The organism is Nocardia sp. PE-7, from assembly GCF_030486425.1.
GTDB classification, from domain to species: Bacteria; Actinomycetota; Actinomycetes; order Mycobacteriales; family Mycobacteriaceae; genus Nocardia; species Nocardia salmonicida_A.
This window is the reverse complement of sequence record NZ_CP129614.1, coordinates 3,062,549-3,088,730: the sequence shown is the minus strand read 5'-3', so window position 1 is coordinate 3,088,730 and position 26,182 is coordinate 3,062,549. Positions and strand designations below refer to the sequence as shown.

Annotated in this window: 25 protein-coding genes and 1 pseudogene; 24 read left to right on the top strand and 2 right to left on the bottom strand. The window is 67.2% G+C overall.

Going from position 1 to position 26,182, the window contains the following annotated elements; translation table 11 throughout:
* Positions 1-10: 10 nt before the first annotated feature.
* A complete protein-coding gene (locus QX204_RS14520; RefSeq protein ID WP_194828446.1) occupies positions 11-355 on the bottom strand; it encodes a BlaI/MecI/CopY family transcriptional regulator in 345 nt (114 codons plus the stop codon).
* A gap of 247 nt (positions 356-602) precedes the next feature.
* Between QX204_RS14520 and rox the strand changes: the two genes are divergently transcribed.
* The 5 genes from rox to QX204_RS14495 all read left to right on the top strand — a co-directional run bounded on the left by rox (position 603) and on the right by QX204_RS14495 (position 5,313).
* Positions 603-2,039 carry a rifampin monooxygenase gene (gene rox, locus QX204_RS14515; protein WP_301907341.1) on the top strand — a complete coding sequence of 479 codons (1,437 nt, stop codon included), beginning with the start codon at positions 603-605 and terminating at the stop codon, positions 2,037-2,039.
* 81 nt (positions 2,040-2,120) lie between these two features.
* Positions 2,121-3,008: an RNA polymerase sigma-70 factor gene (locus QX204_RS14510; RefSeq protein WP_301907339.1), complete on the top strand. Its 888-nt coding sequence runs from the start codon at positions 2,121-2,123 to the stop codon at positions 3,006-3,008.
* Between the two features lie 105 nt (positions 3,009-3,113).
* Entirely contained in the window at positions 3,114-3,587 is a 474-nt protein-coding gene (locus QX204_RS14505; protein WP_301907337.1) for a flavodoxin family protein, read from the top strand.
* A 34-nt stretch (positions 3,588-3,621) separates the two neighbouring features.
* Positions 3,622-4,857: a DNA polymerase IV gene (gene dinB, locus QX204_RS14500; protein ID WP_301907336.1), complete on the top strand. Its 1,236-nt coding sequence runs from the start codon at positions 3,622-3,624 to the stop codon at positions 4,855-4,857.
* Positions 4,858-4,959: 102 nt separating this feature from the next.
* Positions 4,960-5,313, top strand: coding sequence for a PLD nuclease N-terminal domain-containing protein (locus tag QX204_RS14495; RefSeq protein WP_301907334.1), 354 nt, complete (start codon positions 4,960-4,962; stop codon positions 5,311-5,313).
* A 31-nt stretch (positions 5,314-5,344) separates the two neighbouring features.
* On the opposite strand, the gene QX204_RS14490 is transcribed toward QX204_RS14495, so the two are convergent.
* Positions 5,345-6,424, bottom strand: a complete 1,080-nt coding sequence (locus QX204_RS14490) for a class 1 fructose-bisphosphatase (protein ID WP_301907333.1) — start codon at positions 6,422-6,424, stop codon at positions 5,345-5,347.
* A 237-nt stretch (positions 6,425-6,661) separates the two neighbouring features.
* On the opposite strand from QX204_RS14490, the gene QX204_RS14485 reads away from it, so the two are divergent.
* The 19 genes and pseudogenes from QX204_RS14485 to QX204_RS14395 all read left to right on the top strand — a co-directional run bounded on the left by QX204_RS14485 (position 6,662) and on the right by QX204_RS14395 (position 26,176).
* Positions 6,662-7,618, top strand: a complete 957-nt coding sequence (locus tag QX204_RS14485; RefSeq protein ID WP_301907331.1) for a redoxin family protein — start codon at positions 6,662-6,664, stop codon at positions 7,616-7,618.
* Entirely contained in the window at positions 7,618-7,965 is a 348-nt protein-coding gene (locus QX204_RS14480) for a thioredoxin family protein (RefSeq protein ID WP_301907329.1), read from the top strand. The genes QX204_RS14485 and QX204_RS14480 overlap by 1 nt, the downstream gene beginning before the upstream one ends.
* A gap of 86 nt (positions 7,966-8,051) precedes the next feature.
* The gene (locus QX204_RS14475; protein ID WP_301907328.1) at positions 8,052-9,119 is read left to right on the top strand and encodes a hypothetical protein; all 1,068 of its coding nucleotides are present in this window, start codon (positions 8,052-8,054) and stop codon (positions 9,117-9,119) included.
* Positions 9,120-9,238: 119 nt separating this feature from the next.
* A complete protein-coding gene (locus QX204_RS14470; protein ID WP_131816457.1) occupies positions 9,239-9,640 on the top strand; it encodes an Rv3143 family two-component system response regulator in 402 nt (133 codons plus the stop codon).
* Positions 9,641-10,013: 373 nt separating this feature from the next.
* Entirely contained in the window at positions 10,014-10,394 is a 381-nt protein-coding gene (locus tag QX204_RS14465; protein WP_056819816.1) for an NADH-quinone oxidoreductase subunit A, read from the top strand.
* 10 nt (positions 10,395-10,404) lie between these two features.
* Positions 10,405-10,959, top strand: a complete 555-nt coding sequence (locus QX204_RS14460) for a NuoB/complex I 20 kDa subunit family protein (protein WP_056819813.1) — start codon at positions 10,405-10,407, stop codon at positions 10,957-10,959.
* On the top strand, positions 10,956-11,708 hold the full coding sequence (locus QX204_RS14455) for an NADH-quinone oxidoreductase subunit C (protein ID WP_301907325.1): 753 nt from the start codon (positions 10,956-10,958) through the stop codon (positions 11,706-11,708). The genes QX204_RS14460 and QX204_RS14455 overlap by 4 nt, the downstream gene beginning before the upstream one ends.
* Positions 11,708-13,021, top strand: a complete 1,314-nt coding sequence (nuoD, locus tag QX204_RS14450) for an NADH dehydrogenase (quinone) subunit D (protein WP_301907323.1) — start codon at positions 11,708-11,710, stop codon at positions 13,019-13,021. Before QX204_RS14455 ends, nuoD begins: the two co-directional genes overlap by 1 nt.
* Positions 13,018-13,734, top strand: coding sequence for an NADH-quinone oxidoreductase subunit NuoE (gene nuoE, locus QX204_RS14445; protein WP_301907320.1), 717 nt, complete (start codon positions 13,018-13,020; stop codon positions 13,732-13,734). Before nuoD ends, nuoE begins: the two co-directional genes overlap by 4 nt.
* The gene (gene nuoF / locus QX204_RS14440; RefSeq protein WP_301907319.1) at positions 13,731-15,053 is read left to right on the top strand and encodes an NADH-quinone oxidoreductase subunit NuoF; all 1,323 of its coding nucleotides are present in this window, start codon (positions 13,731-13,733) and stop codon (positions 15,051-15,053) included. The genes nuoE and nuoF overlap by 4 nt, the downstream gene beginning before the upstream one ends.
* Entirely contained in the window at positions 15,050-17,509 is a 2,460-nt protein-coding gene (locus QX204_RS14435; protein WP_301907318.1) for an NADH-quinone oxidoreductase subunit G, read from the top strand. Before nuoF ends, QX204_RS14435 begins: the two co-directional genes overlap by 4 nt.
* Positions 17,502-18,740, top strand: a pseudogene (nuoH, locus tag QX204_RS14430) (NADH-quinone oxidoreductase subunit NuoH); the annotation flags it as partial. The gene QX204_RS14435 and the pseudogene nuoH, both read left to right, overlap by 8 nt.
* The gene (nuoI, locus tag QX204_RS14425; RefSeq protein ID WP_357214233.1) at positions 18,729-19,292 is read left to right on the top strand and encodes an NADH-quinone oxidoreductase subunit NuoI; all 564 of its coding nucleotides are present in this window, start codon (positions 18,729-18,731) and stop codon (positions 19,290-19,292) included. The pseudogene nuoH and the gene nuoI, both read left to right, overlap by 12 nt.
* A complete protein-coding gene (locus QX204_RS14420; RefSeq protein ID WP_301907317.1) occupies positions 19,289-20,125 on the top strand; it encodes an NADH-quinone oxidoreductase subunit J in 837 nt (278 codons plus the stop codon). Before nuoI ends, QX204_RS14420 begins: the two co-directional genes overlap by 4 nt.
* Entirely contained in the window at positions 20,122-20,421 is a 300-nt protein-coding gene (gene nuoK, locus QX204_RS14415; protein WP_056819797.1) for an NADH-quinone oxidoreductase subunit NuoK, read from the top strand. The genes QX204_RS14420 and nuoK overlap by 4 nt, the downstream gene beginning before the upstream one ends.
* Position 20,422: 1 nt before the next feature.
* Entirely contained in the window at positions 20,423-22,309 is a 1,887-nt protein-coding gene (gene nuoL / locus QX204_RS14410; protein WP_301907313.1) for an NADH-quinone oxidoreductase subunit L, read from the top strand.
* On the top strand, positions 22,306-23,928 hold the full coding sequence (locus QX204_RS14405) for an NADH-quinone oxidoreductase subunit M (RefSeq protein WP_301907311.1): 1,623 nt from the start codon (positions 22,306-22,308) through the stop codon (positions 23,926-23,928). The genes nuoL and QX204_RS14405 overlap by 4 nt, the downstream gene beginning before the upstream one ends.
* Before the next feature lie 77 nt (positions 23,929-24,005).
* A complete protein-coding gene (nuoN, locus tag QX204_RS14400) occupies positions 24,006-25,547 on the top strand; it encodes an NADH-quinone oxidoreductase subunit NuoN (protein WP_301908000.1) in 1,542 nt (513 codons plus the stop codon).
* Positions 25,547-26,176: a class I SAM-dependent methyltransferase gene (locus QX204_RS14395; protein WP_301907310.1), complete on the top strand. Its 630-nt coding sequence runs from the start codon at positions 25,547-25,549 to the stop codon at positions 26,174-26,176. The genes nuoN and QX204_RS14395 overlap by 1 nt, the downstream gene beginning before the upstream one ends.
* Positions 26,177-26,182 lie beyond the last annotated feature (6 nt).

Below are 26,182 nucleotides of genomic sequence, written 5' to 3'. Positions count from 1 at the left end.
ACGTTCGGGCTCAGCTCGCCTCGCTGCGGCGGGTGGCCACGCGACGCAGGGCCGCGCGCAGTCCCGCGAACTCGTCCTCGCTGATCCGGTCGACGAAGAAGTTGAGAACCAGGTCGGACCGACCGCCGACACCGAGCGCTTCGTGCATGAGCCGGGCGCTGTATTCCTCGCGGGTCACCGTCGGCCAGTACCGGTACGCGCGCCCCGCGCGCTCCCTGGCCAGCCAGCCTTTGCGGTGCAGATTGTCCATGGTCGACATCACGGTGGTGTAGGCGATGTCGCGCTCGGTCGCGAGTTCGTCGAACAGTTCGCGCACCGTGGTCGTATCCACATCGCGATCCCACAGCCGATCCATCAGCACTGCCTCGAGATCCCCGAAACCACGCACCGCCGACCGACTCCTTCACCTTGCCCGAACCGCTTCACAGTACCGGCACGAACTCGGTGAGAGTCGCGAGCATGGCAATGGCAAGGAGGGAAATCCACTCCTTGCCACTTCTAATCTATAGCGCACCCCGGGGCTTGCGGCAAGGCCCCGGTGGTGCTGCACAATCTCTCGGCGAGCCCGCAACCTGCGGATATCTGGCCGAAGGGGAGTTTCGATGATCGATGTGATCGTGGCAGGCGGTGGACCGACCGGCATGATGCTGGCCGCGGAGTTGCGGCTGCACGGGGTGCGTGTGGTGCTGCTGGAAAAGGATGCCGAGCCGACGAAGATCGTTCGCTCGCTCGGTCTGCACGCGCGCAGTATCGAGATCATGGACCAGCGCGGCCTGCTCGACCGGTTTCTCGCACTCGGGCGCAAGCATCCCGTCGGCGGCTTCTTCGCCGGGATCCCCAAACCCGCACCCGAGCGACTCGACACCGCCCACCCGTTCGTTCTCGGCATCCCACAACCTCTCACCGACCAGCTGCTGAGCGAGCACGCCGTCGAGCTCGGGGCCGAGATACGGCGCGGCACCGAAGTGGTCGGCCTCGGTCAGCACGACGACGCGGTCACGGTCGACCTGGCCGACGGCACCCAGCTGCATGGGCGCTACCTCGTCGGTTGCGACGGCGGCCGCAGCACCGTGCGCAGACTGCTCGGCGTCGCGTTCCCCGGTGAGCCGAGCCGGGTCGAGACACTGCTCGGCGAAATGGAACTGACCGCGTCACCGGAAACGATCACCGAGCTGATGACCGAAGTCCGCAAGACCCAGTTGCGCTTCGGCGCGATGCCACTGGGCGACGGGGTCTACCGCGTGGTCGCACCCGCCGACGGCGTCGCCGAGGACCGCACGGCGGCGCCCACCTTCGACGAATTCAAACAGCAGCTCGTCGCCACCGCCGGTACCGACTTCGGGGTGCATTCACCACGGTGGCTCTCGCGGTTCGGCGACGGCACCCGCCAGGCCGAGCAGTATCGCGTCGGCCGCGTACTGCTGGCAGGCGACGCGGCCCATATCCACCCGCCCGCCGGCGGGCAGGGCCTCAACCTCGGCGTCCAGGACGCGTTCAACCTCGGCTGGAAGCTGGCCGCGCAGATCAACGGATGGGCGCCTGCCGGGCTGCTCGACACCTACCAGACCGAACGTCACCCGGTGGCCGCCGACGTGCTCGACAACACCCGCGCGCAGATGGAGCTGATGTCGCTGGACCCGGGCCCGCAGGCGGTGCGCAGGCTGGTCTCGCAACTGATGGACTTCGACGACGTGAGTCGCTATCTCACCGAGAAGATCATCGCCATCGGCATCCGCTACGACTTCGGCGAGGGCGATCCCCTGCTCGGTCGACGACTGCGCGACATCGCCTTGAAACGCGGCCGCCTCTACGCACAGATGCACGCGGGCCGCGGGATGCTGCTCGACCAGACCGGGCGGCTGTCGGTGCGAGGATGGGCGGACCGCGTCGACCACATCGTCGATGTCAGTGAAGAACTCGACGCCCCCGCGGTACTGCTTCGACCGGACGGGCATGTGGCGTGGATCGGGGACGACCAACAGGATCTGCACGCGCACCTGCCGGTCTGGTTCGGCGGGGCGAACCGGGCAGGTTCCTGACCACCGGCGCGCGTCGACCTGGTTGCGCCGACTCGCCATCGCCCGGAATCATCGGCGTATGAGGTTGGCAGGGGTGGCCCGATGACCGAGCTCGACACGTTCACCACCTTCCGGCCGCTGCTGTTCACGATCGCCTACGAAATCCTGGGCTGCGCCGCCGATGCCGAAGATGTGGTGCAGGACAGCTACCTTCGCTGGCGCGAGGCGACAGCGGTGACCCACCCGCGCGCGTATCTGGTGCAGATCGTCACCCGCCAGGCGATCAACCATCTCCGCTCGGTCCGGCGGCGCCGCGAGGACTACATCGGCACCTGGCTGCCCGAACCGATCCGCACCACCCCCGATGCCGACCACGACGTGCTGCTGGCGGAGTCGGTGTCGATGGCGATGTTGCTCGTGCTGGAAACCCTCGGACCCACCGAGCGTGCGGTGTTCGTCCTGTCGGAAGTGTTCGGACACAGCCACCGCGAGATCGCGGACATGATCGACAAATCCGACACCGCCGTGCGTCAGATCGCCCACCGGGCCCGCACGCACGTCGCGGCGCGGCGCCGACGCTTCCAACCCGACTCCGACACCAGCCGGGCGGTGATCGGCCGTTTCCTGCTCGCCGCCCACACCGGCGATGTCGGCGCCCTGCTGGCAGTGCTCGCGCCCGACGTCGTCGAGATCTCCGATGGCGGCGGCCGCGTCTCCGCCGCACGCCGCCCGATCATCGGCGCCGAGTCCGTCGCGCGGTTCATGATCGGGCTGGCACAGAACTCGATGGCGGGCGCGACTGTCGAATTCGGCAATTTCAACGCCCAACCCGCGGTGCTCGTCCGGTCGAGGAACGGCGACCTGGACACGGTGCTGGTGGTCGAGCTGATCGACGACCTCATCACCGGCCTCTACGCGGTCCGCAATCCCGACAAGCTGCGGACGGTCGATGTCATCCGGTCCCTCGACATCGCCGCCGACCTGCCCTAGATCGCGTGCTGTGACCGAGGACACCACACGAGCGTGTCACGCTGGGACCCCGAGCGGTGTCTTCGAGTGTGTCCAGCAATCGCAGCGGAACGAAAGGACCATCCCATGAAGGTCATCCTCGTGTGCAAGTCGGTGTCGCACGGCAACACCCAGCGCGTCGCCGAGGCCATGAACCAGGTGCTCGACGGCCGGGTTCTCGCCCCCGCCGACGTCGACCCCGCCGAGCTCGCCGACTGCGACCTCGTCGGCTTCGGTTCGGGCATCTACACGATGGCTTTCCACCCCGAACTGCGCCGCTTCGTCGCCGGGCTGCCGACCGGCCACCGGGGCAAGGCGTTCGTCTTCCGCACCAGCGGATTCCCGGAAACACCGATTCGCCGGTATGTCACCACCCTGACCCGCGACATCGAGCGCAAGGGATTCGACGTGATCGACGCCTTCGGCTGCCGCGGCTTCGACACCTGGCTACCGCTGCGCCTGGTCGGCGGCATCCACAAAGCCCACCCCGACGCCGCCGACCTCACCGCCGCCCGCGCGTTCGCCGAGAATTTGCGCGCAAAGACCACCGCCGCGCCCTGACCCGACCGAACTCGTCATACCCCGATGCGAACATATGTTCGTGTCCGATTCCGTCGCCCCCCGTCACCCGCGAATCCAGTCCCGCGCCGAGGCCTCGATCCTGCACGCCGACCTCGACTCGTTCTACGCCTCGGTCGAACAACGCGATCAGCCGTGGCTGCGTGGCAAACCGGTCATCGTGGGCGGCGGGGTGGTGCTCGCGGCCAGTTACGAGGCCAAGGCGTTCGGTATCCGCACTCCCATGAATGCCGGGCAGGCGCTGCGGTTGTGTCCGCACGCGATCGTCGTGCCGCCGCGGATGCCGGCCTATGCCGAGGCGAGCAAGGCGGTCTTCGCGGTATTCCACGACACCACTCCGGTGGTGGAGGGGATCTCGATCGACGAGGCGTTCCTCGACGTCAGTGGGTTGCGCCGGATCAGCGGGGAGCCGATCGAGATCGGCCACCGGTTGCGCGCGCAGATAGCCGCGCAGGTCGGCCTGCCCATCTCGGTGGGCATCGCGCGCAACAAGTTCCTCGCCAAAGTCGCCTCCGCCGTCGCCAAACCCGACGGGTTGCGCCTGGTCGAACCCGGCAAAGAACTCGACTTCTTGCACCCACTGCCGGTGGAACGATTATGGGGCGTCGGCAAAGTCACGTCGGCGACCCTGCACGCCAACGGCATCACCCGTATCGGCCAGCTCGCCGAACTCGGCGAACCCCATCTGCGTGCGATTCTGGGTCCTGCCGCGGCCCGTCACCTGTTCGCGCTGTCCTGGGCGCGCGATCCACGTCGGGTGGAAACCGGCAAACGACGCCGCTCGATCGGTGCCCAACGTGCCCTCGGTCGCCGCCCCCGCGCGCCCGAAGAGATCGCCGCCTACCTCGACGGCCTCACCGATCGACTCGGCCGCCGCCTGCGCGCCGCCGACCGCGTATGCCGAACAGTGGTGCTGCGCTTACGTTTCGACGACTTCACCAGGGCCACCCGCTCGCACACCCTCGTCGAGGCCACCGATTCCTCCACCGCGATCCGCCATGCCGCTCGCCTGCTCCTGCACGCCGCCCAACCGCTGATCACCGAACGCGGCATCACCCTGATCGGTCTGTCGCTGACCAACCTCGACGATGCCGACACCATGCAGCTCACCCTGCCCTTGGAGGCGCGCGCCGAGAACACCCTCGACGCCACCCTCGACGACTTGCGTCGCCGCTTCGGCTCCACTGCCGTCACCCGCGCCGCCCTGTTGCGCAGCGGCGAAGGCATTTCGGTCCCGCTACTACCCGACTGACCCCGAATTCGCGCGCAAGCCCGAGGTGCGGCATTCTTACTGCCCCGGGGGCTTCGGCGACAGCTGCCCTCCGACCATCGATTCCCGAAGAGGACAACCGCGATGCATTACGCCGTCATCGGCTTCTTGACCCTTGCCCTGTGGGTGTATTGCCTGGTCGACATCATCACCAGTCCCGACGCGGGCATCCGGCACCTCCCGAAAATGGGCTGGATCATCGTCGTCGTTCTGATTCCCACGATAGGCGCGCTGCTGTGGTTGTTCGCGGGCAGGCCGGTCGGGGAGTCGCGGCCCGCGTCGAACACCTCTTTCGGCGAATACGACCGACCGGGCCGCCGGGTGGCGTCGAATCCCGACGACGACGAGGACTTCCTGCGCGGCCTGCGCGAGCGTGCCGAACAGCAACGTCGCGAAGCCCGCAGGCAACAGGAAGAACGCGACCAGGACCCGGCCTGATCAGCCGAAAAGTGCTGGGCCGGTCGCGGAGCTAGGTGCGCTGGTCGTGCCTGGCCGCCCGGAACAGTGACCTCGTCCCGAACAGCGAACTGTCGAACCGCTTGCCCGCGTCCGGTTCCCGGTGATAACGCTCGATGCGCAGCACCTCGTTGCGGGAACCGAAGATGAACGGCACCCGCTGATGCATCTCGGCCGGGGGCACCTCCATCATTCGCTCGTGCCCGGTGGTCGCCGCCCCACCCGCCTGCTCGACGATGAACGCGATCGGATTCGCCCCGTACAGCAGCGAAACACGGCCCGGCAGTGCGGGATTGCGGGTATCGCGCGGGTACAGATACAGCCCGCCCCTGGTCAGGATGTGGAACGTGTCGGCCACCAGCGACGCCACCCACCGCATATTGAAATCGCGTCCGCGCGGGCCCTCCACACCCTCCAGACACTCGAGCACATACCTGCGCACCGGCCGCTCCCAGAACCGCTCATTGGCGGCATTGATCGCGAATCCCGAAGTGTCCTGCGGGATTCGCATCTGCGGGTGGGTCAACACGAACGCCCCGATCTCCCGATCGAGGGTGAACCCGTCGACCCCGCTGCCGGTGGTGAGCACCAGCATGGTCGCGGGCCCGTACAGCGTGAAGCCCGCGCACACCTGCTCCACACCCGGTTGCAGGAAGTCGGCCTCGGTCGGTTCGGCGTCGCCGGCGACCACCGCCTCCGGCGCCCGCAGAATGCTGAAAATCGAACCGACCGGCAGATTCACGTCGATATTGCTCGACCCGTCCAACGCGTCATAGGCCAGCAGATACTTTCCCCTCCGCTGAGCGGCGGGTAATACCGTCGCGTGCTGCTCGGACAACAGCCCCGACAAATGCCCGGACCACTGCGTCTGCCCCACCATGATCTCGTCGGTCAGCACATCGAGCCGCCCACTCACCGATGACTTGTCGTCGACCCCGGACCCGATGATCGCCCCACGCGTCACCTGATTGGCAATGATTTTCGCCGCCGTAGCCACCACATTGACCAGCGCGGAGAATTCCCCCGACGAACCGGGATGCCGATGTTCTTCCTCGATCGTGTAGCGAGTAAGCGTTTTCAGCCCATTCGGCATTCGGCAACAACCCCCTGTGAAATCCGGTGTGTCCCTTGCCCTTTCCAGAATGGCTCACAACCCGCCCACAATCAATGTGACCTCTCCCGACACCCACCGCCCCTAGCATGGCCGAACACCTCATTCTCTCGACAGCTCTAGCCGAGGGGCGCCTGGAACGCGGCGCGGTTGTTCGCATGGCCTCGATCGGCCTTCATGCTTGACCTTGCCCCTGGGGGCAGCGTTTACATTCGCTGCATGAGGATCGGAGAGCTTGCGCGGCTGGCCCAGCTCAGCCCCAAAGCCATCAGGCGGTACGAGGCTTTGGGGCTGGTCGCGCCGGAACGCCACCCCAACGGCTTCCGTGAATACGACGACCACACCGTCCGACTGGTGCAGGAAATCCGATCCCTGAACCGCCTGGGAATCCCGGTGGAGGAGACGCGCCCGTTCCTGGACTGCCTGGCCACAGGCAGCGAACACGTAGACGACTGCCCCGCCTCTCTGGCCGAATACCAGCGCACCATCGACGCACTGAACACCGAAATCGCAGCACTCACCGCCCGCAGAGACGCCCTCGCCGATCGACTCCGCGACGCCGCCCACCGCCACACCACCACTCGAATGCTCCCGTGGCCCGGCGCGGCGACCGTAGTACGGACACCGCGGCTCGAACCGGTCGACGACGGAGCGGCGGCGCACCTGCCCGGACTGCGAGTACCTTCTCTGAGTTTCGACGGCACCGACGGAGTAGCAACGGATTTGGCGGCCTCGACCGGCCGGATCGTCGTCTACATCTATCCGCTGACCGGCCGCCCCGACGCCGACCTTCCGACGAGCTGGGCCACGATCCCCGGTGCCCGCGGTTGCACGGCGCAGGCCTGCGGTTTCCGCGACCATCACGACGACCTTCTCGCCCTCGGAGTGCACCGAGTGTTCGGTCTGTCCAGCCAGGACTCCGACTATCAGCGCGAGGTCGTCGACCGGCTGGGCCTGCCGTTCACCATGCTCTCCGATCCGGAGCTGCGCCTGGCCGACGAACTGTCGATCCCGACATTCACCGCTGACGACGACGAGCTGTTCAAGCGCATAACTCTCGTCATCCGTGACGCGGTGATCGAGCACGTCTTCTATCCCGTGTTCCCACCCGATCGCCACGCCGAGCAAGTTCTCGAATGGCTGCGCGACCACCCCACCGAACCGAAGGAATCATGATGACTCAGAGTTCTGCGATCGTCGGCACCGTCGCGGTCACCGATGAAACATTCGATCGAGATGTTCTCGCGCACCCCGGCCTCGTGCTCGTGGACGTCTGGGCTACGTGGTGCCCTTCGTGCAAGATGATCGCGCCGGTGCTGGCCGAGGTCGCGCGCGAACGCGCGGACACCCTCGCCGTGCGTACACTCAATGCCGACGAAAACCCGCTCACCGCCCGCAACTACCGAGTCATGGCGGCTCCGACGCTGCTGCTCTTCCGCGACGGCCAACTGCTGCGCACCCTCGTCGGGGCACGATCGAAAGCTCGGTTGCTGGCAGAGTTGGACGACGCAGTGAGCCACTGATCCTAGTAGACGGCCGTCGGCGCCGTCGGTACGTTTGTCGCCAGGCGCGGTCGCCGCCTGGGGACAGTCGAATGAAGGGGTGGGACATGGCAACTGCGGTGAAGCTGGCGGGGGACGCGCTCGAATTGCCGGGCGGTGTCCGGGTGACGTTCGTGCGAACCTTGCGGCTGCCGGAGACCGGCACCTATCCGTTGCCGCCCGGCCTCGGCACCTTCCCGCTGCGACGGGTCGACGACTACCCCGACACCGTGCCCGAGGAATGGCGCGAACGCGGTGGGGTGATGTTGCCGGTCTACCAGCGCGAGGCCATGTGGCTGCGCTTCTCCGCCACCGCACCGACCGCGCTGAAGGTCGCCGTCGGCAAAGTCTGCGCGGTCTCGGGTAAGCCGTGGAGCGACATCCTCTCGAAGGACCCGCAGAACTACCTGCCGCTGCCCGAACAGCCGTGGCTGGACGGAATCAATTCAGGACAGGGAACCGTCCGCCAGTTCGTCGCGGTGCCGATGGGCCTCGGGGCGACCGTCGAAGGCCAGGTCACCGGGACTGAACAATGGGGCGGCGTGCAGTTGTCGGTGCACGGGTTGGCCGACGCCGCGCGAGAAGTGTGGGAGCAGCAGGAGCGCGCCCGGCAGGAGCGCCTGCGAGCCGCACCGGCCCCGGTCGCCCAACCGCCGTGGGCCTCGGTCGCCTACGGCGCAGCGCCCAATGGTGGGCCGATGCCCGTCAGCGCGCCCAGCGCTCCTGCGTCGCGGGGTGCGGCGCCGGCGGGTCTGCCCGTGGCCAGGAAGATGGGCCTCGGTGCCGGCGGAACGATGCGCCAGGAGATCTACGTAGATACCCGCCCCATCGACGACTATCGCCCCGACGCCGACGGCAGGATTTTCGTCCATCTCGCCTCCGCCGCCGAATGGCAACAGATCACCGGCGAACCCGCGCCCCCAACCCCGATAACCGCCCAGGCATACGCCGCCAACGGCCTGCCGTGGTTCGACTACTACGCCGCCGATTCCGACGACCTACCACCCTCGGCCGAGCTCGCCGACGTGAAACCGACCGGGAACTGGCTCGCCGACGAACATCCCAATCCGCCCATCGGATACGGCCTTCCGGTGATTCCGTTGGGCGACAACGCCGTCCAAGACGGCAACTGGTAGCGCCGCACCACTTCGACATACCGATCCCCAGACGGCGAGACACCACCGATACCCCTGTGCGACTGGTCGATCCGACGAACCTGCCACGGTGGCGCCATTCCCGGACGTACGATCCGAGCGTGGCCGAATCCAATGGTTCCACCCCTCTGCGTGTGCTGGTCTACAGCAACGATGCCGATACCCGCCAACAGGTGATCCTGGCGCTGGGTCGCAGGCCGCGCGCCGATCTACCCGAGCTCGACTTCTTCGAGGTGGCCACCGCGCCGGTGGTCATCGAACAGATGGATGCCGGGGGGATCGATCTGGCCATCCTCGACGGTGAATCCGCCCCGACCGGCGGCCTCGGCATCGCCAAGCAACTCAAGGACGAGATCGACCAGTGCCCGCCGGTGGTCGTGCTCACCGGTCGCCCCGACGACGCCTGGCTGGCCAACTGGTCGCGTGCCGAGGCCGCCGTCTCGCACCCGATCGACGCCATGCAGCTCACCAACGCGGTCGCGGCGGTCCTGCTCGCCCGCTGACCGGGAGCCTGGCGGACATCGTCCCGCACCGTCGGATAGTCCGCTTCGTACCTTTCTGCCTATCACCACTGGTAACGCCAGCGGTTCACTGCCGCATGCCCGCACATGATTACCCCCGTATCGCTCATGAATCACGGTACCGATATCGATCAAACCCCGCCACGGAAACGTGCGGCGGAGCCCCGAAACGGCGGTACTCTGTGCTCTAGCTCACACGAGCACGGGCACTTGTATAACGCTCCGCCATCGCTGCACAGCCTTGCGCGAGCCCCCGTTCGGCGGACAACGTTGTCGGCCCCGTCTCGCCGAAAGCTGCCGTCCGCGGCCGGGCCACACGGCTCGGCCTGCTCCAGCGAGGAGGGGAAGTGCAGTCGTGAACATCGAGGTGCCCGCACTCGTACTCGGCGCCATCGCCGCGGCGTTCGCGGTGTTCTCCGTCATCATGGCGTCGCTGATCGGCCCGAAACGCTACAACCGGGCCAAACTCGAACCCTATGAATGCGGCATCGAGCCGACCCCGCACGCCATCGCCGGTGGCCCGGGAAATGCAGCAGGACAGCGCTTTCCGGTGAAGTACTACCTGACGGCGATGCTGTTCATCATCTTCGACATCGAGATCGTGTTCCTCTACCCGTGGGCGGTGCATTTCGACACGCTCGGGCTGTTCGGTCTCGCCGCGATGGCGCTGTTCATCGTCAATGTGTCTGTCGCCTACGCCTACGAGTGGCGTCGCGGCGGCCTCAGCTGGGAATGAGTGGGAAATAATGGGTCTCGAAGAGAAACTGCCCAGCGGGTTCCTGCTGAGCACGGTCGAAGATTTCGCCGGCTACCTGCGTAAGGGCTCGGTCTGGCCCGCGACGTTCGGGTTGGCGTGCTGCGCGATCGAGATGATGGCCACCGGTGCCGGACGATTCGATATCGCCCGCTTCGGCATGGAAGCGTTCCGCGCCTCACCGCGTCAGGCCGACCTGATGATCGTGGCGGGCCGGGTGAGCCAGAAGATGGCGCCGGTACTGCGGCAGGTCTACGACCAGATGACCGAGCCGAAATGGGTGCTGGCCATGGGGGTCTGCGCGTCCTCGGGTGGCATGTTCAACAACTACGCCATCGTGCAGGGCGTCGACCACATCGTCCCGGTCGACATCTACCTGCCCGGCTGCCCGCCGCGCCCGGAGATGCTGCTCAACGCGATCCTGGCATTGCACGCGAAAATCGCCGAGATGCCGATGGGCGTCAACCGCGAGGAGGCGATCCGCGCCGCCGAGGCGGCCGCGCTGGCCAGCACGCCGACCATCCGGATGGAGGGTCTGCTGCGATGACCTTCGATTCCCCCGACAGCACCGACAACCCCGCGGGACAAGAAGTTCCGGAGGAATCACCCGTGCAGCCGCCGCCGAAACCGGCCGAGGACGAGGTGATCGGTACCCGCCGAGGCATGTTCGGCGTCACCGGCACCGGTGACACGTCCGGCTACGGCGGTCTGGTCACCCCGGTCACGTTGCCCGCGGGCACCCCGCCCCCGTACGGCGGGTGGTTCGACGCATTCGTCGGCACGTTGCGCGCCGCACTCGTGGGACGAGTCATCGCCTTCGACACCGTGATCGAGAAGATCGTGGTGTTCCGCGACGAACTCACCCTGCACGTGAAGCGCGAACATCTCGTCGCCGTCGCGAGCACGCTGCGCGACGACAGCACCCTGCGATTCGAGCTGTGCCTCGGCGTCAACGGCGTGCACTATCCCGACGACGAAGGCCGCGAACTGCACGCGGTCTATCACTTGAAGTCGATCACCCACGGTCGGCGCGTCCGCGTGGAAGTGTCGGCGCCCGATGCCGATCCGCACATTCCGTCGCTGTTCTCGGTCTATCCGACGACCGACTGGCACGAACGCGAAACCTACGACTTCTTCGGCATCCTCTTCGACGGGCACCCCTCCCTGACCCGCATCACCATGCCCGACGACTGGCGCGGCCATCCGCAGCGCAAGGACTACCCGCTCGGCGGGATCCCGGTGGAGTACAAGGGCGCGCGCATACCGCCGCCCGACGAGCGGAGGACCTACAGCTGATGACCGACACCGATTTCCGCCGTGACGAACCACCGGTAGTGACCGTCGCAGGCCAGGACTGGGACCAGGTCAGCGAAGTGATCGACGGCGGCGCCGAAGAACGCATCGTGGTGAACATGGGCCCACAGCATCCGTCCACGCACGGGGTGCTGCGCCTGATCCTCGAGATCGAAGGCGAAACCGTCACCGAGGCCCGCTGCGGCATCGGCTACCTGCACACCGGTATCGAGAAGAACCTGGAATTCCGCAACTGGACCCAGGGCGTCACCTTCGTGACCCGGATGGACTACCTGTCCCCGTTCTTCAACGAAACCGCCTACTGCCTCGGCGTGGAGAAGCTCCTCGACATCACCGAGCAGATCCCCGAACGCGCCACCGTGGTGCGAGTGCTACTGATGGAGCTCAACCGCATCTCCTCGCACCTGGTAGCGCTGGCCACCGGCGGCATGGAACTGGGCGCGCTCACCCCGATGCTGTTCGGCTTCCGAGAACGCGAGCTCATCCTCGACGTCTTCGAAACCATCACCGGCCTGCGGATGAACCACGCCTACATCCGCCCCGGCGGGCTGGCCCAGGATCTGCCCGACGACGGCGTCACCAAAGTCCGCGAACTCCTCGACCTGCTGCCCGGTCGGCTCCGCGATATGGAGCACCTGCTCAGCGCCAACCCGATCTGGAAGAAGCGCACCCAGGACATCGGCTACCTCGATCTCACCGGCTGCATGGCCCTCGGCATCACCGGCCCCGTCCTGCGCGCCACCGGCCTGCCGCACGACCTGCGCAAATCGGATCCCTACTGCGGCTACGAGAACTACGAATTCGACATCCCGACCACCACCGGGTGCGACTGCTACGGCCGCTACATCATCCGGGTCGCCGAAATGGCCGAGTCGATCAAGATCGTCGAACAGTGCCTGGACAAGCTGCGGCCCGGTCCGGTGATGATCGACGACAAGAAGATCGCCTGGCCCGCCGACCTGGAACTGGGCCCCGACGGACTCGGCAATTCGCCCAAGCACATCGGCAAGATCATGGGCACCTCCATGGAATCGCTGATCCACCACTTCAAGCTCGTCACCGAAGGCATCAGAGTGCCCGCGGGACAGGTGTACACGGCGGTGGAGTCCCCGCGTGGGGAACTGGGTGTGCACATGGTCAGCGACGGCAGCACCCAGCCCTACCGGGTGCACTACCGCGACCCCTCCTTCACCAACCTGCAAGCGGTCGCGGCGATGTGCGAGGGCGGCATGGTCGCCGATGTCATCGCCTCCGTCGCCAGCATCGACCCCGTCATGGGCGGAGTAGACCGATGAACGCCGAAAACCCCACCAGCACACCGATTCTCCTGAGCCTCAGCGCCCGTCCCGAACCGTATCCGCCGCATGTGCGCGAACGGCTCGAACTGGACGCGAAGGAGATCATCACCCGCTATCCGCACCCCCGCTCCGCGCTCCTTCCCCTGCTGCACCTGGTGCAAGCCGAGGAAGGGTACGTGACCGGCACCGGCATCGACTTCTGCGCCGATCACTTGAACCTCACCGGCGCCGAAGTGACCGCGGTCGCCACGTTCTATTCGATGTACCGGCGAACCCCCACCGGCGACTACCACGTCGGCGTGTGCACGAACACCCTCTGCGCGATCCTCGGCGGCGACGCCATCTACGAGGCGCTGCAACAGCATCTGGATGTCAAGCACGGCGAGACGACCTCCGACGGCGCCATCACCCTCGAACACATCGAATGCAACGCCGCCTGCGACTACGCCCCGGTCATGATGGTGAACTGGGAATTCTTCGACAACCAGACCCCCGAATCGGCACTCGCGATCGCCGACGCACTGCGCGCGGGCCACCAGGTCCGCCCGACCCGCGGCGCACCACTGTGCACGTTCCGCGAGACCGCTCGCATTCTCGCCGGATTCCCCGACGAGCGTCCCGGCGCCCTCGAAGGCGCACCGGGCGCACCCACCCTGGTAGGGCTCGAAGCCGCTGCGGCAGAGGATGACTCGGCAGGGGGACCTCGATGACGACGCTCACCCCCGTCCTCAGCGAACACTGGGCCACCCCGCGTTCGTGGACCCTGGAAAGTTACCGCGCGACCGGCGGCTACGACGGACTCCGCGCCGCCCTGCGGACAACACCCGACGAGGTCATCCAAACCGTCAAAGACGCGGGACTGCGCGGTCGCGGCGGAGCGGGCTTTCCCACCGGGATGAAGTGGTCGTTCATCCCGCAGGGCCCCGGCCCCGACGGCACGACGAAACCGCATTACCTCGTCGTCAACGCCGACGAATCCGAACCCGGCACCTGCAAAGACATTCCGTTGATGCTGGCCACCCCGCACACCCTCATCGAAGGCATCGTGATCGCCGCGTATGCCATCAGGGCCGCGACCGCATTCATCTATGTTCGCGGCGAAGTGGTGCCGGTGCTGCGCCGGCTCCAAGCCGCGGTCGCCGAGGCCTACGCGGCGGGCCTGCTCGGCCGCGACATCCTCGGCTCCGGCTTCGATCTCGAGCTGATCGTGCACGCCGGTGCGGGCGCTTACATCTGCGGCGAGGAAACCGCCCTGCTCGATTCCCTCGAGGGCAGGCGCGGACAGCCCCGACTACGCCCACCGTTCCCCGCCGTCGCGGGCCTGTACGCGTGCCCGACGGTGGTCAACAACGTGGAATCCATTGCCAGCGTGCCCTCGATCCTGCGCAACGGCACCGAGTGGTTCCGCTCGATGGGTAGCGAGAAGTCACCCGGATTCACCTTGTACTCACTGTCGGGACATGTCGCCCGCCCCGGCCAGTACGAGGCACCACTCGGGATCACCTTGCGTGAGCTGCTCGAATACGCGGGCGGCGTGCGAGCCGGACACACGCTCAAGTTCTGGACGCCCGGCGGTTCGTCGACACCGATGTTCACCGACGAACACCTCGACGTGGCCCTCGACTACGAAGGCGTCGCCGCCGCCGGATCCATGTTGGGCACCAAAGCCCTCCAGATCTTCGACGACACCACCTGCGTGGTCCGCGCTGTCCTTCGCTGGACCGAGTTCTACGCCCACGAATCGTGCGGCAAGTGCACACCGTGCCGTGAAGGCACCTACTGGCTCGTGCAATTGCTGCGCCGACTCGAAGCGGGCCAAGGCACCGAAGCCGACCTGGACAAGCTCGCCGACATCGCCGACAACATCAACGGCAAATCGTTCTGCGCGCTCGGTGACGGCGCGGCCAGCCCGATCTTCTCCTCGCTGAAGTACTTCCGCGAGGAATACCTCGCGCACCAGCGACTCGGCGGCTGCCCGTTCGACCCGGCCGCCTCGACCGTGTGGGCACCAGCGAAAGAGGACCGATGACAGCCATCGCGCCAGGCAACAACAGCGGTGTCGTGCCCACCGACATGGTGAGTGTCACCATCGACGACACCACCATCGAGGTGCCCGTGGGCACCCTGCTGATCCGTGCCGCCGAACTGATCGGCGTGCAGATCCCCCGCTTCTGCGACCACCCCCTGCTCGACCCCGTCGGCGCGTGCAGACAGTGCCTCGTCGAAGTCGAAGGGCAGCGAAAGCCGGTCGCCTCCTGCACGATCCCCGTCACCGACGGCATGATCGTGCGCACCCAGATCAGCTCGCCGGTCGCTGAAAAGGCCCAGCGCGGGGTGATGGAACTGCTGCTCATCAACCATCCGCTGGACTGCCCGGTCTGCGACAAGGGCGGCGAGTGTCCGCTGCAGAACCAGGCGATGTCCACCGGCAGCGCCGAATCCCGTTTCGACGGGGAGAAGCGGACGTACCCCAAGCCCATCCCGCTGTCCACGGCGGTGCTGCTGGACCGGGAGCGGTGCGTGCTGTGCGCACGCTGCACCCGATTCTCCCAGCAGGTCGCCGGTGACCCGTTCATCGAACTGATGGATCGTGGTGCGCTGCAACAGGTCGGCACCGCTCAGGCCGAACCACTGGACTCCTATTTCTCCGGCAACACCGTGCAGATCTGCCCCGTGGGTGCGCTCACCGGCACCTCCTACCGTTTCCGGGCCCGCCCGTTCGACCTGGTCTCCACACCCAGTGTCTGCGAGCACTGCGCCTCCGGCTGCGCCCAACGCACCGACCATCGTCGGGGAAAAGTGTTGCGCCGCTTGGCCGGTGACGATCCGCAGGTCAACGAGGAATGGAACTGCGACAAGGGTCGCTGGGCCTTCGCCTACGCCACCGAACGTGACCGCCTCACCACACCGATGGTGCGCGGCTGGGACGGTGTCCTCGCCTCGGCCTCCTGGCCCGAAGCCCTCACCGCCGCCACCGCGGGCTTGAAGGCCGCGATCGGCAATGCCGGGGTGCTCGTCGGCGGCCGAGTCACCGAGGAAGAGGCCTACGCGTACAGCAAGTTCGCGCGCATGGTTCTGGCAACCAACGACATCGACTTCCGCAGCCGGGTGCACTCGGAGGAGGAAGAACGCTTCCTCGCCGCCCGCGTCGCCGGGCGCGGTGTCCAGGTCGACTTCGCGGCGCTGGACCGGGCGCCTGTCGTCCTGCTGGTCGGGTTCGAACCGGAAGAAGAATCGCCGATCGTCTACCTGCGGCTGCGCAAGGCCGCACGCACGCGTGGGCAGCGGGTGGTGTCGCTGGCGCCGTTCGCCTCCCGCAGTCTCGAACGCATGTCGGGCGCGCTCATCCAGACCCCGCCCTGCGGCGAGGCCGATGTCATCACCTCGATCATGGCCGAAACATCGGCTGATGCCACCGAACTCATGGCGCTGCTGAACACCCCCGGCGCGGTCGTCATGGCGGGCGAACGGCTCGCGGGCAGCCCCGGCGCGCTGTCGGCGGTGACCCGCCTGGCCGATGCCACCGGCGCCGCGCTGGCCTGGGTGCCACGCCGCGCGGGCGAACGCGGCGCGCTGGAAGCGGGCGCACTGCCCGCACTGTTGCCCGGCGGCAGGCCCGTGGTGGATCCCGCCGCGCGCCAACAGGTTCGACACCGCTGGCAGTCCGCGGAACTCCCGGTCACGGTGGGCCGCGACGCCACCGCGATACTGTCGAGCGCCGCCCAGTTGGGTGCGCTGGTGATCGGCGGTGTCGACCCGGCCGATATGCCCGACCCGGCGGCCGCGCTGGCCGCCATCGACGCGGCCCGGTTCGTCGTCAGCCTCGAAATGCGGCACAGTGCCGTCACCGAACGGGCCGACGTCGTCTTCCCCGTAGCGACCGCGATGGAGAAGTCCGGCACCTTCCGCACCTGGGAAGGCCGTCCGCGCCCCTTCACCGCGGCCTCGCTCGACACCACCCGCCGCGTCGCCGCCCCCATGTCGGACCTGCGGGTACTGCACTCACTGGCCGCGCAGATGGGCGTCTCGATCAACCTGCCCGACCCCGCCGCCGCGCGCACAGAACTCGACGCGCTCGGTCCGTGGACGGGCGAACCCATCCCGGCGCCGGAACTCACCAGCCAGACCCGCCCCGCCCCCGGCCCCGGAACCGCGGTGCTCGCCGGGTGGCGGATGCTGCTCGACGCGGGTCGCCTGCAAGACGGTGAACCCAACCTCGCCGGCATCGCCCGCCCGCCGGTCGCGCGGCTCTCGGCCGCGACCGCCGCCGAGATCGAAGCCGACGATGCCGATCACGTCATCGTCTCCACCGACCGCGGTGAGATCTCGGTGCCGCTGATGATCACGGACCTGCCCGACCGGGTGGTGTGGCTGCCGCTGCACTCGCCCGGCTCGACGGTCGCCGCCGAACTCGGTGTGACACCCGGCGCCGTGGTGCGCGTGCGTCGCGCCGACGACAGGATGAAGGAACACCGTCATGAGTGATCGAGCGCTATTCCTCGCGGCCGAGGCCGGACCTGTCTTCGGCACCGACCCGCTGTGGCTGGTGGTGGTCAAGGCGCTCGGCGTGTTCGTCTACCTGATGCTGGTGCCGTTGATCGCGGTCTACGCCGAACGCAAAGTCGTCGCGTGGATGCAGATGCGGGTCGGTCCCAACCGGATCGGCCCCGGCGGCATGCTCCAGTCGGTCGCCGACGGCGTGAAGATGGCGCTCAAGGAAGACATCATCCCGGCGATCGTGGACAAGCCGATCTTCGTGCTCGCCCCGATCATCTCGGTGATCCCGGCGTTCATGGCGTTCGCGGTGATCCCGATGGGCCCGGAGGTGTCGATCTTCGGGACCCAGACCGCGCTGCAGCTCACCGATATGCCGGTCGCCGTGCTCTACATCCTCGCCATCACCTCCATCGGCGTGTACGGCATCGTGCTGGCCGGTTGGTCGTCGGGTTCGACGTATCCGCTGCTCGGCGGCCTGCGCTCGACCGCGCAGGTGATCTCCTACGAGATCGCGATGGCGCTGACCTTCGCCACGGTATTCCTGCTGTCGGGAACCATGGCGACCTCCGAGATCGTCGGCGCGCAGGAAGGCACCTGGTATGTCTTCTTGCTGCTGCCCTCGTTCCTCATCTACTGCGTGTCGATGGTCGGCGAAACCAACCGGGCGCCTTTCGACCTGCCCGAAGCCGAAGGTGAACTGGTCGGCGGCTTCCACACCGAGTACTCGTCGCTGAAGTTCGCGATGTTCATGCTCGCCGAATACGTGAACATGGCCACGGTGTCGGCGCTGGCGACCACCCTGTTCCTCGGCGGTTGGCGGGCACCGTTCCCGATCAGCCTGTGGGAGGGCGCCAACTCCGGGTGGTGGCCGCTGCTGTGGTTCACCCTCAAGGTGTGGACGTTCCTGTTCGTGTTCGTCTGGCTGCGCGGCACCCTGCCCCGCCTGCGCTACGACCAGTTCATGAACCTCGGCTGGAAACTGCTCATCCCCACCTCGCTGGTGTGGGTGATGATCGTGGCCGGTGCCCGGGTGCTCGACCTCGAAGGCCTGCCCGGACAGAACCTGATCCTGGTCGGTGTGGGTGTGGTGATCACCGCGGCGATGATCGCGATGTTCCTGCGCGCCGGGCGCGGCAAGGGATTGCCGCCCTTGCCGCCACAGGAGCCGTCGACCTCGTCGGTGTTCCTCGGTTTCCCGGTCCCGCCGATGCCGGCACGGCCCGCGAACGACGAACCCCAGATCGGGCTGTTCGAACCACTCGCCGGTTTCGCGGTCACCGCGGCCACCATGTTCAAAAAGCCCAATACCGAGTCCTACCCCGAGGAGAAGGTGCCGACCGCACCGCGCTATCACGGTCGCCACCAGCTCAACCGCTACGAGGACGGACTCGAGAAGTGCATCGGCTGCGAGCTGTGCGCGTGGGCGTGCCCGGCCGACGCGATCTTCGTCGAAGGCGCCGACAACACCGAGGAGGAGCGCTTCTCCCCCGGTGAACGGTACGGGCGCGTCTACCAGATCAACTACCTGCGCTGCATCGGCTGCGGCCTGTGCATCGAGGCCTGCCCGACGCGAGCGCTGACGATGACCAACGAATACGAACTCACCGACGACAACCGCGCCGATCTCATCTACGAGAAGGACCAGCTGCTGGCGCCGATGCAGCCGGGGATGACCCCCGCGCCGCACCCGATGGCCCCGGGCACCGACGCGGCCGACTACTACCTGGGCCGGGTCGGTCCGGCACCGTCGGAGCAGGAGGTACTGCGATGAGCACCGCACACATGCTGGCCGCCGAAGTCGCCGACACCTCCACCGGTGAGGCGGTGCTGTTCTGGGTGCTCGCCCCGATCGCGGTGCTCGGCGCGCTGGGCATGGTGACCGCGGCCAAGGCCGTGCATTCGGCGATGTGCTTGGCCGCCACCATGATCGCGCTCGCGGTGTTCTACATCGCCCAGGGCGCGCTGTTCCTGGGTGTGGTGCAGATCGTGGTGTACACGGGCGCGGTGATGATGCTGTTCCTGTTCGTACTGATGCTCGTCGGCGTCGACTCCGCGGAATCGCTGCGGGAGACCTTGCGCGGGCAGCGCATCGCCGCCGCGATCGTCGGGGTCGGATTCGGGTTGCTGTTCATCGGCGGCATCGGGGCGGCCCTGCGCGACAGCGGAACGAACTTCCCCGGCCGGGGTTTCGGAGACCGCGACGTGATCGCCGAACTCGCCGAGTTGATCTTCTTGCGCTACGTGTGGGCCTTCGAACTCACCGGCGCACTGCTGATCACGGCCACGATCGGTGCGATGGTGCTGGCCCACCGCGAACACTTCACCCCCAAACGCGGGCAGCGCGAAATGTCGCGCGATCGCTTCCGCACCGCGGGCGAACGGGCCACTCCGCTGCCGACACCGGGCGTCTACGCCCGACACAACGCCGTCGACAGCCCCGCCCAACTCCCCGACGGCTCCTTCGCCGAACTCTCGGTGAGCACGATCCTGCGTCACCGCCGCACCCGCGCCCACACCGAAGCCGCCGTGGCCTCGGTCGGCACGCTGCACGCGGACAAGATCAGCGACGACAACCCGACGGCCGACGAGGAAGGCAAGCGGTGAACCCCCAGAACTACCTGTTCCTGTCTGCGCTGCTGTTCACCATCGGCGCCGCGGGAGTGCTGTTGCGCCGCAACGCGATCGTGGTGTTCATGTGCGTGGAGCTGATGCTCAACGCGGTGAATCTGGCGTTCGTGACCTTCGCCCGGTTGCACGACAACCTCGACGGGCAGGTGATCGCGTTCTTCACCATGGTGGTCGCCGCCGCCGAAGTCGTGGTCGGCCTTGCCATCATCATGACGATCTTCCGCGCCCGCCGCTCGACCTCGGTCGACGACGCCAACCTGTTGAAGTTCTGACATGGGTACCGCAACGCTGTGGCTGCTGCCCGCCCTCCCGCTCGCTGGCGCGATAGTCCTGCTCCTGTTCGGCCGTCTCACCGACCGCTTCGGCCCGTATCTGGCCACCGCGGCCGCGGTGGCCTCGTTCGCTGTCGCCGTTGTCGCGTTCGTCGGCATGCTCGGGCGCGCCGACGCCGACCGCGCGGTGCACGAGGAACTTTTCAACTGGGTGTCCGCCGGTGATCTCCAGGTCGGTTTCAGCCTGCAACTGGACCAGCTGTCGATCTGCTTCGCGCTGCTCATCACCGGCGTCGGGTCGCTGATCCACCTCTACTCCATCGGCTACATGAGCCACGACCCGGGCAAGCGCCGGTTCTTCGGGTATCTCAACCTGTTCCTGGCCGCCATGCTCGTGCTGGTCCTGGCCGACAACTTCCTCGTGCTGTACCTGGGCTGGGAAGGCGTCGGTCTCGCGTCCTATCTGCTGATCGGCTTCTGGTACGAGAAGCCCTCGGCCGCGACAGCGGCCAAGAAGGCCTTCGTGGTGAACCGGGTCGGTGACATGGGCCTGGCCATCGCGATGATGGTCATGTTCACGACGTTCGGTTCCTTCGACTTCCGCACTGTGTTCGCGGCGAGCCCCGGCGCGAGCGAAGGCGCACTCACCGCGATCGGGCTGCTGCTGTTGCTGGCCGCCTGCGGCAAGTCCGCGCAGGTGCCGCTGCAGTCGTGGCTCGGCGACGCGATGGAGGGCCCCACTCCGGTCTCGGCGCTCATCCACGCCGCCACCATGGTCACCGCCGGTGTGTACCTGATCGCCCGCTCCAACCCGATCTACGATCTCGCCCCGAACGCGCGGACCGCGGTGATCGCCGTCGGCGCGGTGACGCTGCTGTTCGGCGCCATCATCGGCTGCGCCAAGGACGACATCAAGAAGGCACTGGCCGCCTCGACGATGAGCCAGATCGGGTACATGATCCTGGCGGCCGGCCTCGGCCCCGCCGGCTACGCGTTCGCGATCATGCACCTGCTCACCCACGGCTTCTTCAAGGCGGGACTGTTCCTCGGCGCCGGTTCGGTGATGCACGCGATGAACGACGAAACCGATATGCGCCGCTACGGCGGTCTGCGCACGCTGATGCCGATCACCTACATCACCTTCGGCCTCGGCTATCTCGCCATCATCGGGGTGCCACCGCTGTCAGGGTTCTTCTCCAAGGACAAGATCATCGAGGCGGCCTTCGACTACGGCGGAGCCACCGGAATCCTGCTCGGCGTGGTCACTCTCGTCGGCGCCGCACTCACCGCGTTCTACATGACCAGGGTGATGCTGATGACGTTCTTCGGCGAGCGCCGCTGGAAGCCCGACACCCATCCGCACGAGTCACCCGCGGTGATGACCGGGCCGATGATCCTGCTCGCGTTCGGTTCGGTCTTCGCGGGCGGACTGTTCGTGTGGGGATCCTCGCTGGTGAACTGGCTCGAACCTGTCGTCGGGTCCCATCACGGCGAGCCCGTGATCCCCGCGGCGGTGGTCACCGGTCTGGCATTGACCGCGGTCGCGATCGGTGTGGCCGTCGCCTACCGCAAGTACGCCGAGAGCCCGATCCCCGAGCTCGCCCCGGAGCCGGCCAGTGTGCTCACCACGGCCGCACGCGCCGATCTCTACGGCGACAAGATCAACGAGACGGTCTTCGAACGCCCCGGTCGTCATCTCACGCGGGCGCTGGTGTTCGTCGACGCGAAGGGCGTCGACGGGATCGTCAACGGCACAGCCGCGGGGATCGGCGGATTGTCGGCGCGAATCCGCAAGGTGCAGACCGGTTTCGTGCGCTCCTACGCCCTGTCCATGTTCACCGGCGCGGCCCTGGTGGCCGCTGCCCTGCTGGCGGTGAGGTTCTGGTGAACTCGTTTCCCTGGCTGACGACACTCTGGCTCGCCCCCGCGATCGGTGCGGGTGTGGTGCTCGTCGTGCCCGCCGCCCGGCGCACCGTGGCGCGCGCCATCGCGTTCGTGGTCTCGATCGGCGTGCTCGCGCTCGCCGTCGTCATCGCGACCCGGTTCCAGCCCGGCGGTGCGCAGTACCAGTTCGTCGAATCCCACGAATGGATCCCGGCATTCGGCGTCGGCTACACCCTGGGCTTGGACGGCATCGCCACCGCGCTGGTCTTGCTGACGGCGGTGCTGGTGCCGTTGCTGATCCTGGCCGGCTGGAACGACGACACCGCCACCGGTGACGGACGCCGCACCATCCACATCTACATGGCGTTGATGTTGCTGGTCGAGTCGATGGTGTTGATCTCGTTCCTCGCCCTCGACATCCTGCTGTTCTACGTGTTCTTCGAAGCGATGCTGATCCCGATGTACTTCCTCATCGGCGGTTTCGGCACCCGCACCACCGATGCCGCGATCCGCGCCCAACGTTCACGTGCCGCCGTGAAGTTCCTGCTCTACAACCTGTTCGGTGGGCTGATCATGCTCGCCGCGGTGATCGGGCTGTACGTGCTCACCGCCACCGCGGGCCTCGGCGAGGGTTCCGCGGGCACCTTCGATCTGCGCGTCGTGGTGGCCGCCGCCAACAACGGCGAACTCGGGGGCAGCACCGCGGTGCTCAACGCCCTCTTCCTCGGCTTCATGTTCGCCTTCGCGGTGAAAGCGCCGCTGTGGCCGCTGCATACATGGCTGCCCGACGCGGCGGTCTCGGCCACCCCGTCCAGCGCGGTGCTCATGATGGCCGTGGTCGACAAGGTCGGCACCTTCGGGATGCTGCGCTATTGCCTGCTGCTGTTCCCGCTGGCATCGGACACCTTCGCGCCCCTGGTCATCACCCTGGCCGTGATCGGCATCCTCTACGGCGCGCTGCTCGCGATCGGCCAAACCGATGTGATGCGCCTGATCGCCTACACCTCGATCTCACACTTCGGGTTCATCATCCTGGGCATCTTCGCCATGACCAGCCAGTCCCAATCGGGGGCGACGCTGTACATGGTCAACCACGGGCTGTCCACGGCCGCACTGTTTCTCATCGCCGGATTCCTCGTCTCCCGGCGCGGCACCCGGATGATCGCCGAATACGGTGGCGTGCAGAAGGTCGCGCCGGTGTTGGCGGGCACGTTCTTCATCGCGGGCCTCGCCACTCTCTCGTTGCCCGGTCTGGCGCCGTTCGTCAGCGAATTCCTGGTCCTGGTCGGCACCTTCCCGAAGTATCAGGTGGCGGCGGTGATCGCGACCGGTGCGCTGGTGCTGGCCGCGCTCTATGTGCTGTGGCTGTATCAGCGGTTGATGACCGGCCCGCTGAAGAAGGGCAACGAGCACCTGCGCGATCTGGTGCCGCGCGAGCTGGCCGTGGTGGTGCCGCTGCTGGTCGCGTTGCTGGTGCTCGGGTTCTATCCGAAACCGATCCTGGATCTGGTGGATCCCGCGGTGGGACACACCCTGTCGACGATCGGTAAGCACGATCCCGCTCCGACGGTCCCCGCTCCCGAAGCAGGTGCGGCCACTCCGCCCGCAGGCGGCCACAAATGAGGACGGACTCCGTGACCATCACCGAGCTCGCGGCCATCGCGCCCGCACCGAGCATCGAATACCACCTGCTGGCCCCGATGTTGATCGTGTTCGGGGTCGGGGTGGTCGGCGTGCTCGTCGAAGCGTTCGTGCCACGGCCCTACCGGTATCCGACGCAGTTGACGCTCGGAGTGGCCGGTGTGATCGGCGCGCTGGTGGCCGTGGTGCTGCTCGCGGGTACCGAGGGCACGGCGGTGGTGGGTGCGGTGGCCATCGACGGGGTCACGTTGTTCCTGCAGGGCACGATCCTGCTGGTCGCACTGCTGGGTCTGCTCTTGATCGCCGAGCGGGGCGCGGTGCCGCGGGCACGCAGCGGTCCGGGGACGTGGAGTCGTGCGGCGGCGGCATTGGATCGAGGGGTCGACGCGTTCACCCCGCAGGCGTCCGCGGTGCCCGGCAGCGCGCACGAGCTCGCGGCGGTGCGCTCGGGTGTCTCGACCACCGAGGTGTTCCCGCTGACGATCATCGCGGTCGGTGGTCTGCTGTTGTTTCCCGCGTCCAATGATCTGCTGACGATGTTCGTCGCGCTCGAAGTGCTGTCGCTGCCGCTGTATCTGCTGTGCGGGTTGGCGCGCCGCAGGCGGTTGCTCTCGCAAGAAGCGGCGATGAAGTATTTCCTGCTCGGCGCGTTCTCCTCCGCGTTCTTCCTCTACGGCGTCGCGCTGCTCTACGGGCAGACCGGCACGGTGTCACTGTCGGCAATCGGTGCGGCACTGGACAAGCAGCCCGAGAACGCGACCCTGGCCCTGCTCGGCATCGGGATGCTCGCCGTCGGTTTGCTGTTCAAGATCGGTGCCGTCCCGTTCCAGGCCTGGGTTCCCGACGTCTACCAGGGCGCGCCGACCCCGATCACCGCCTTCATGGCCGCCGCTACCAAGATCGCCGCCGTCGGTGCGACCATGCGGGTGCTGATGGTCGGAGTGAACGCGCTGAGCTCGGAGTGGCGCCCGGTCATCGCCGCGGTCGCGGTGGCGACGATGCTCGTGGGCGCGATCATGGCCATCACCCAGACCGATGTGAAGCGCATGCTGGCTTACTCCTCGATCGCCCACGCCGGTTTCCTGCTCGTCGGTATCGTCGCCGCCGACCCCGCCGGTGTCGCGGCCGTGCTGTTCTATCTGCTGGCCTACGGCCTGGGCACCGTCGGTGCGTTCGCGGTGGTCAGCCTGGTCCGCGACGCTTCCGGTGACGAAGCGACCGCGCTGTCCCAATGGGCAGGTCTCGGACGCCGATCCCCGTGGCTGGCTTCGGCATTCGCGCTGTTGCTGCTGTCTTTCGCCGGTCTGCCCCTGACCAGTGGATTCGTCAGTAAGTTCGCCGTCTTCGCGGCCGCTTCCGGTGCCGGCTACACCCCACTGGTCATCATCGGCGTCGTGTGCAGCGCCATCGCCGCCTTCTTCTACATCCGCGTCATCGTCTTGATGTTCTTCACCGATCCCCCCGTCGACGCCCCCATCGTGACCGCCCCGTTCGCCACCACCCTGGTCGTGGCCTTCAGTGCGGGCGCCACCCTGCTGCTCGGCATCTTTCCCCAGCCGGTTCTCGACCTCGCCGAGCGCTCCGCGCTGTTCCTCCGCTGATGCCCCAGCCCGACCCTCGCCCGCCGACCAGTCACGAACGCCGATCCGGCCAACCGTGGAACGCGTCCTATCTCGACGGCCCCGCTCCCTGGGACATCGGTGGTGCCCAACCGGCGGTTGTCCGTCTGGCCGAGGCAGGCGGATTCTGCGGCCCGGTCCTCGATGTAGGGTGCGGCACCGGCGACAACGCGCTGTTCATCGCCGCCCGCGGCTTGCCGGTGTTCGGCGTCGACGTGGCCGAAGCGGCCTTGGCCGTCGCCAGGCGAACAGCCGATGACCGCGCTGTGGACGTCGACTTCGCCATGGCCGACGCTCTGCATCTGCAACGCCTGTACCGCCGCTTCGAGACAATCCTCGATTGCGGTCTGTTCCACACCTTCGACGAGGCCGAACGGGGCGAGTACGTCGCGAGCCTGGCCTCGGTCGCCGACGACGGCGCCGCCCTGTATGTGTTGTGCTTCAGCGATATCGGAGCCGAGATCGGACCCCATCCGGTCAGCAAGGATGCCCTCGCTGCCCCTTTCGGCGACAGTCCCGCGTGGCGGCTGGCGAACATCGTTCCGGAACAGCTGCGAACCCGCTTCAGCGATTCCACTCCCGCCTGGCTCGCGACCGTCCTGCGTAGGTAGACCTGC

Bases quoted from the DNA above. Each gene is read 5' to 3' on its own strand.
- nuoE (WP_301907320.1), top strand. From the start codon at position 13,018: ATGAACGCCGAAAACCCCACCAGCACACCGATTCTCCTGAGCCTCAGC.
- QX204_RS14495 (WP_301907334.1), top strand. From the start codon at position 4,960: ATGCATTACGCCGTCATCGGCTTCTTGACCCTTGCCCTGTGGGTGTAT.
- QX204_RS14490 (WP_301907333.1), bottom strand. From the start codon at position 6,424: ATGCCGAATGGGCTGAAAACGCTTACTCGCTACACGATCGAGGAAGAA.
- QX204_RS14510 (WP_301907339.1), top strand. From the start codon at position 2,121: ATGACCGAGCTCGACACGTTCACCACCTTCCGGCCGCTGCTGTTCACG.
- dinB (WP_301907336.1), top strand. From the start codon at position 3,622: ATGTTCGTGTCCGATTCCGTCGCCCCCCGTCACCCGCGAATCCAGTCC.
- QX204_RS14395 (WP_301907310.1), top strand. From the start codon at position 25,547: ATGCCCCAGCCCGACCCTCGCCCGCCGACCAGTCACGAACGCCGATCC.
- QX204_RS14480 (WP_301907329.1), top strand. From the start codon at position 7,618: ATGACTCAGAGTTCTGCGATCGTCGGCACCGTCGCGGTCACCGATGAA.
- nuoF (WP_301907319.1), top strand. From the start codon at position 13,731: ATGACGACGCTCACCCCCGTCCTCAGCGAACACTGGGCCACCCCGCGT.
- QX204_RS14420 (WP_301907317.1), top strand. From the start codon at position 19,289: ATGAGCACCGCACACATGCTGGCCGCCGAAGTCGCCGACACCTCCACC.
- QX204_RS14505 (WP_301907337.1), top strand. From the start codon at position 3,114: ATGAAGGTCATCCTCGTGTGCAAGTCGGTGTCGCACGGCAACACCCAG.
- QX204_RS14435 (WP_301907318.1), top strand. From the start codon at position 15,050: ATGACAGCCATCGCGCCAGGCAACAACAGCGGTGTCGTGCCCACCGAC.
- nuoD (WP_301907323.1), top strand. From the start codon at position 11,708: ATGACCGACACCGATTTCCGCCGTGACGAACCACCGGTAGTGACCGTC.
- nuoI (WP_357214233.1), top strand. From the start codon at position 18,729: ATGCCGGCACGGCCCGCGAACGACGAACCCCAGATCGGGCTGTTCGAA.
- QX204_RS14455 (WP_301907325.1), top strand. From the start codon at position 10,956: ATGACCTTCGATTCCCCCGACAGCACCGACAACCCCGCGGGACAAGAA.
- QX204_RS14485 (WP_301907331.1), top strand. From the start codon at position 6,662: ATGAGGATCGGAGAGCTTGCGCGGCTGGCCCAGCTCAGCCCCAAAGCC.
- QX204_RS14475 (WP_301907328.1), top strand. From the start codon at position 8,052: ATGGCAACTGCGGTGAAGCTGGCGGGGGACGCGCTCGAATTGCCGGGC.
- QX204_RS14460 (WP_056819813.1), top strand. From the start codon at position 10,405: ATGGGTCTCGAAGAGAAACTGCCCAGCGGGTTCCTGCTGAGCACGGTC.
- nuoN (WP_301908000.1), top strand. From the start codon at position 24,006: ATGTTGATCGTGTTCGGGGTCGGGGTGGTCGGCGTGCTCGTCGAAGCG.
- QX204_RS14520 (WP_194828446.1), bottom strand. From the start codon at position 355: ATGGATCGGCTGTGGGATCGCGATGTGGATACGACCACGGTGCGCGAA.
- rox (WP_301907341.1), top strand. From the start codon at position 603: ATGATCGATGTGATCGTGGCAGGCGGTGGACCGACCGGCATGATGCTG.
- nuoL (WP_301907313.1), top strand. From the start codon at position 20,423: ATGGGTACCGCAACGCTGTGGCTGCTGCCCGCCCTCCCGCTCGCTGGC.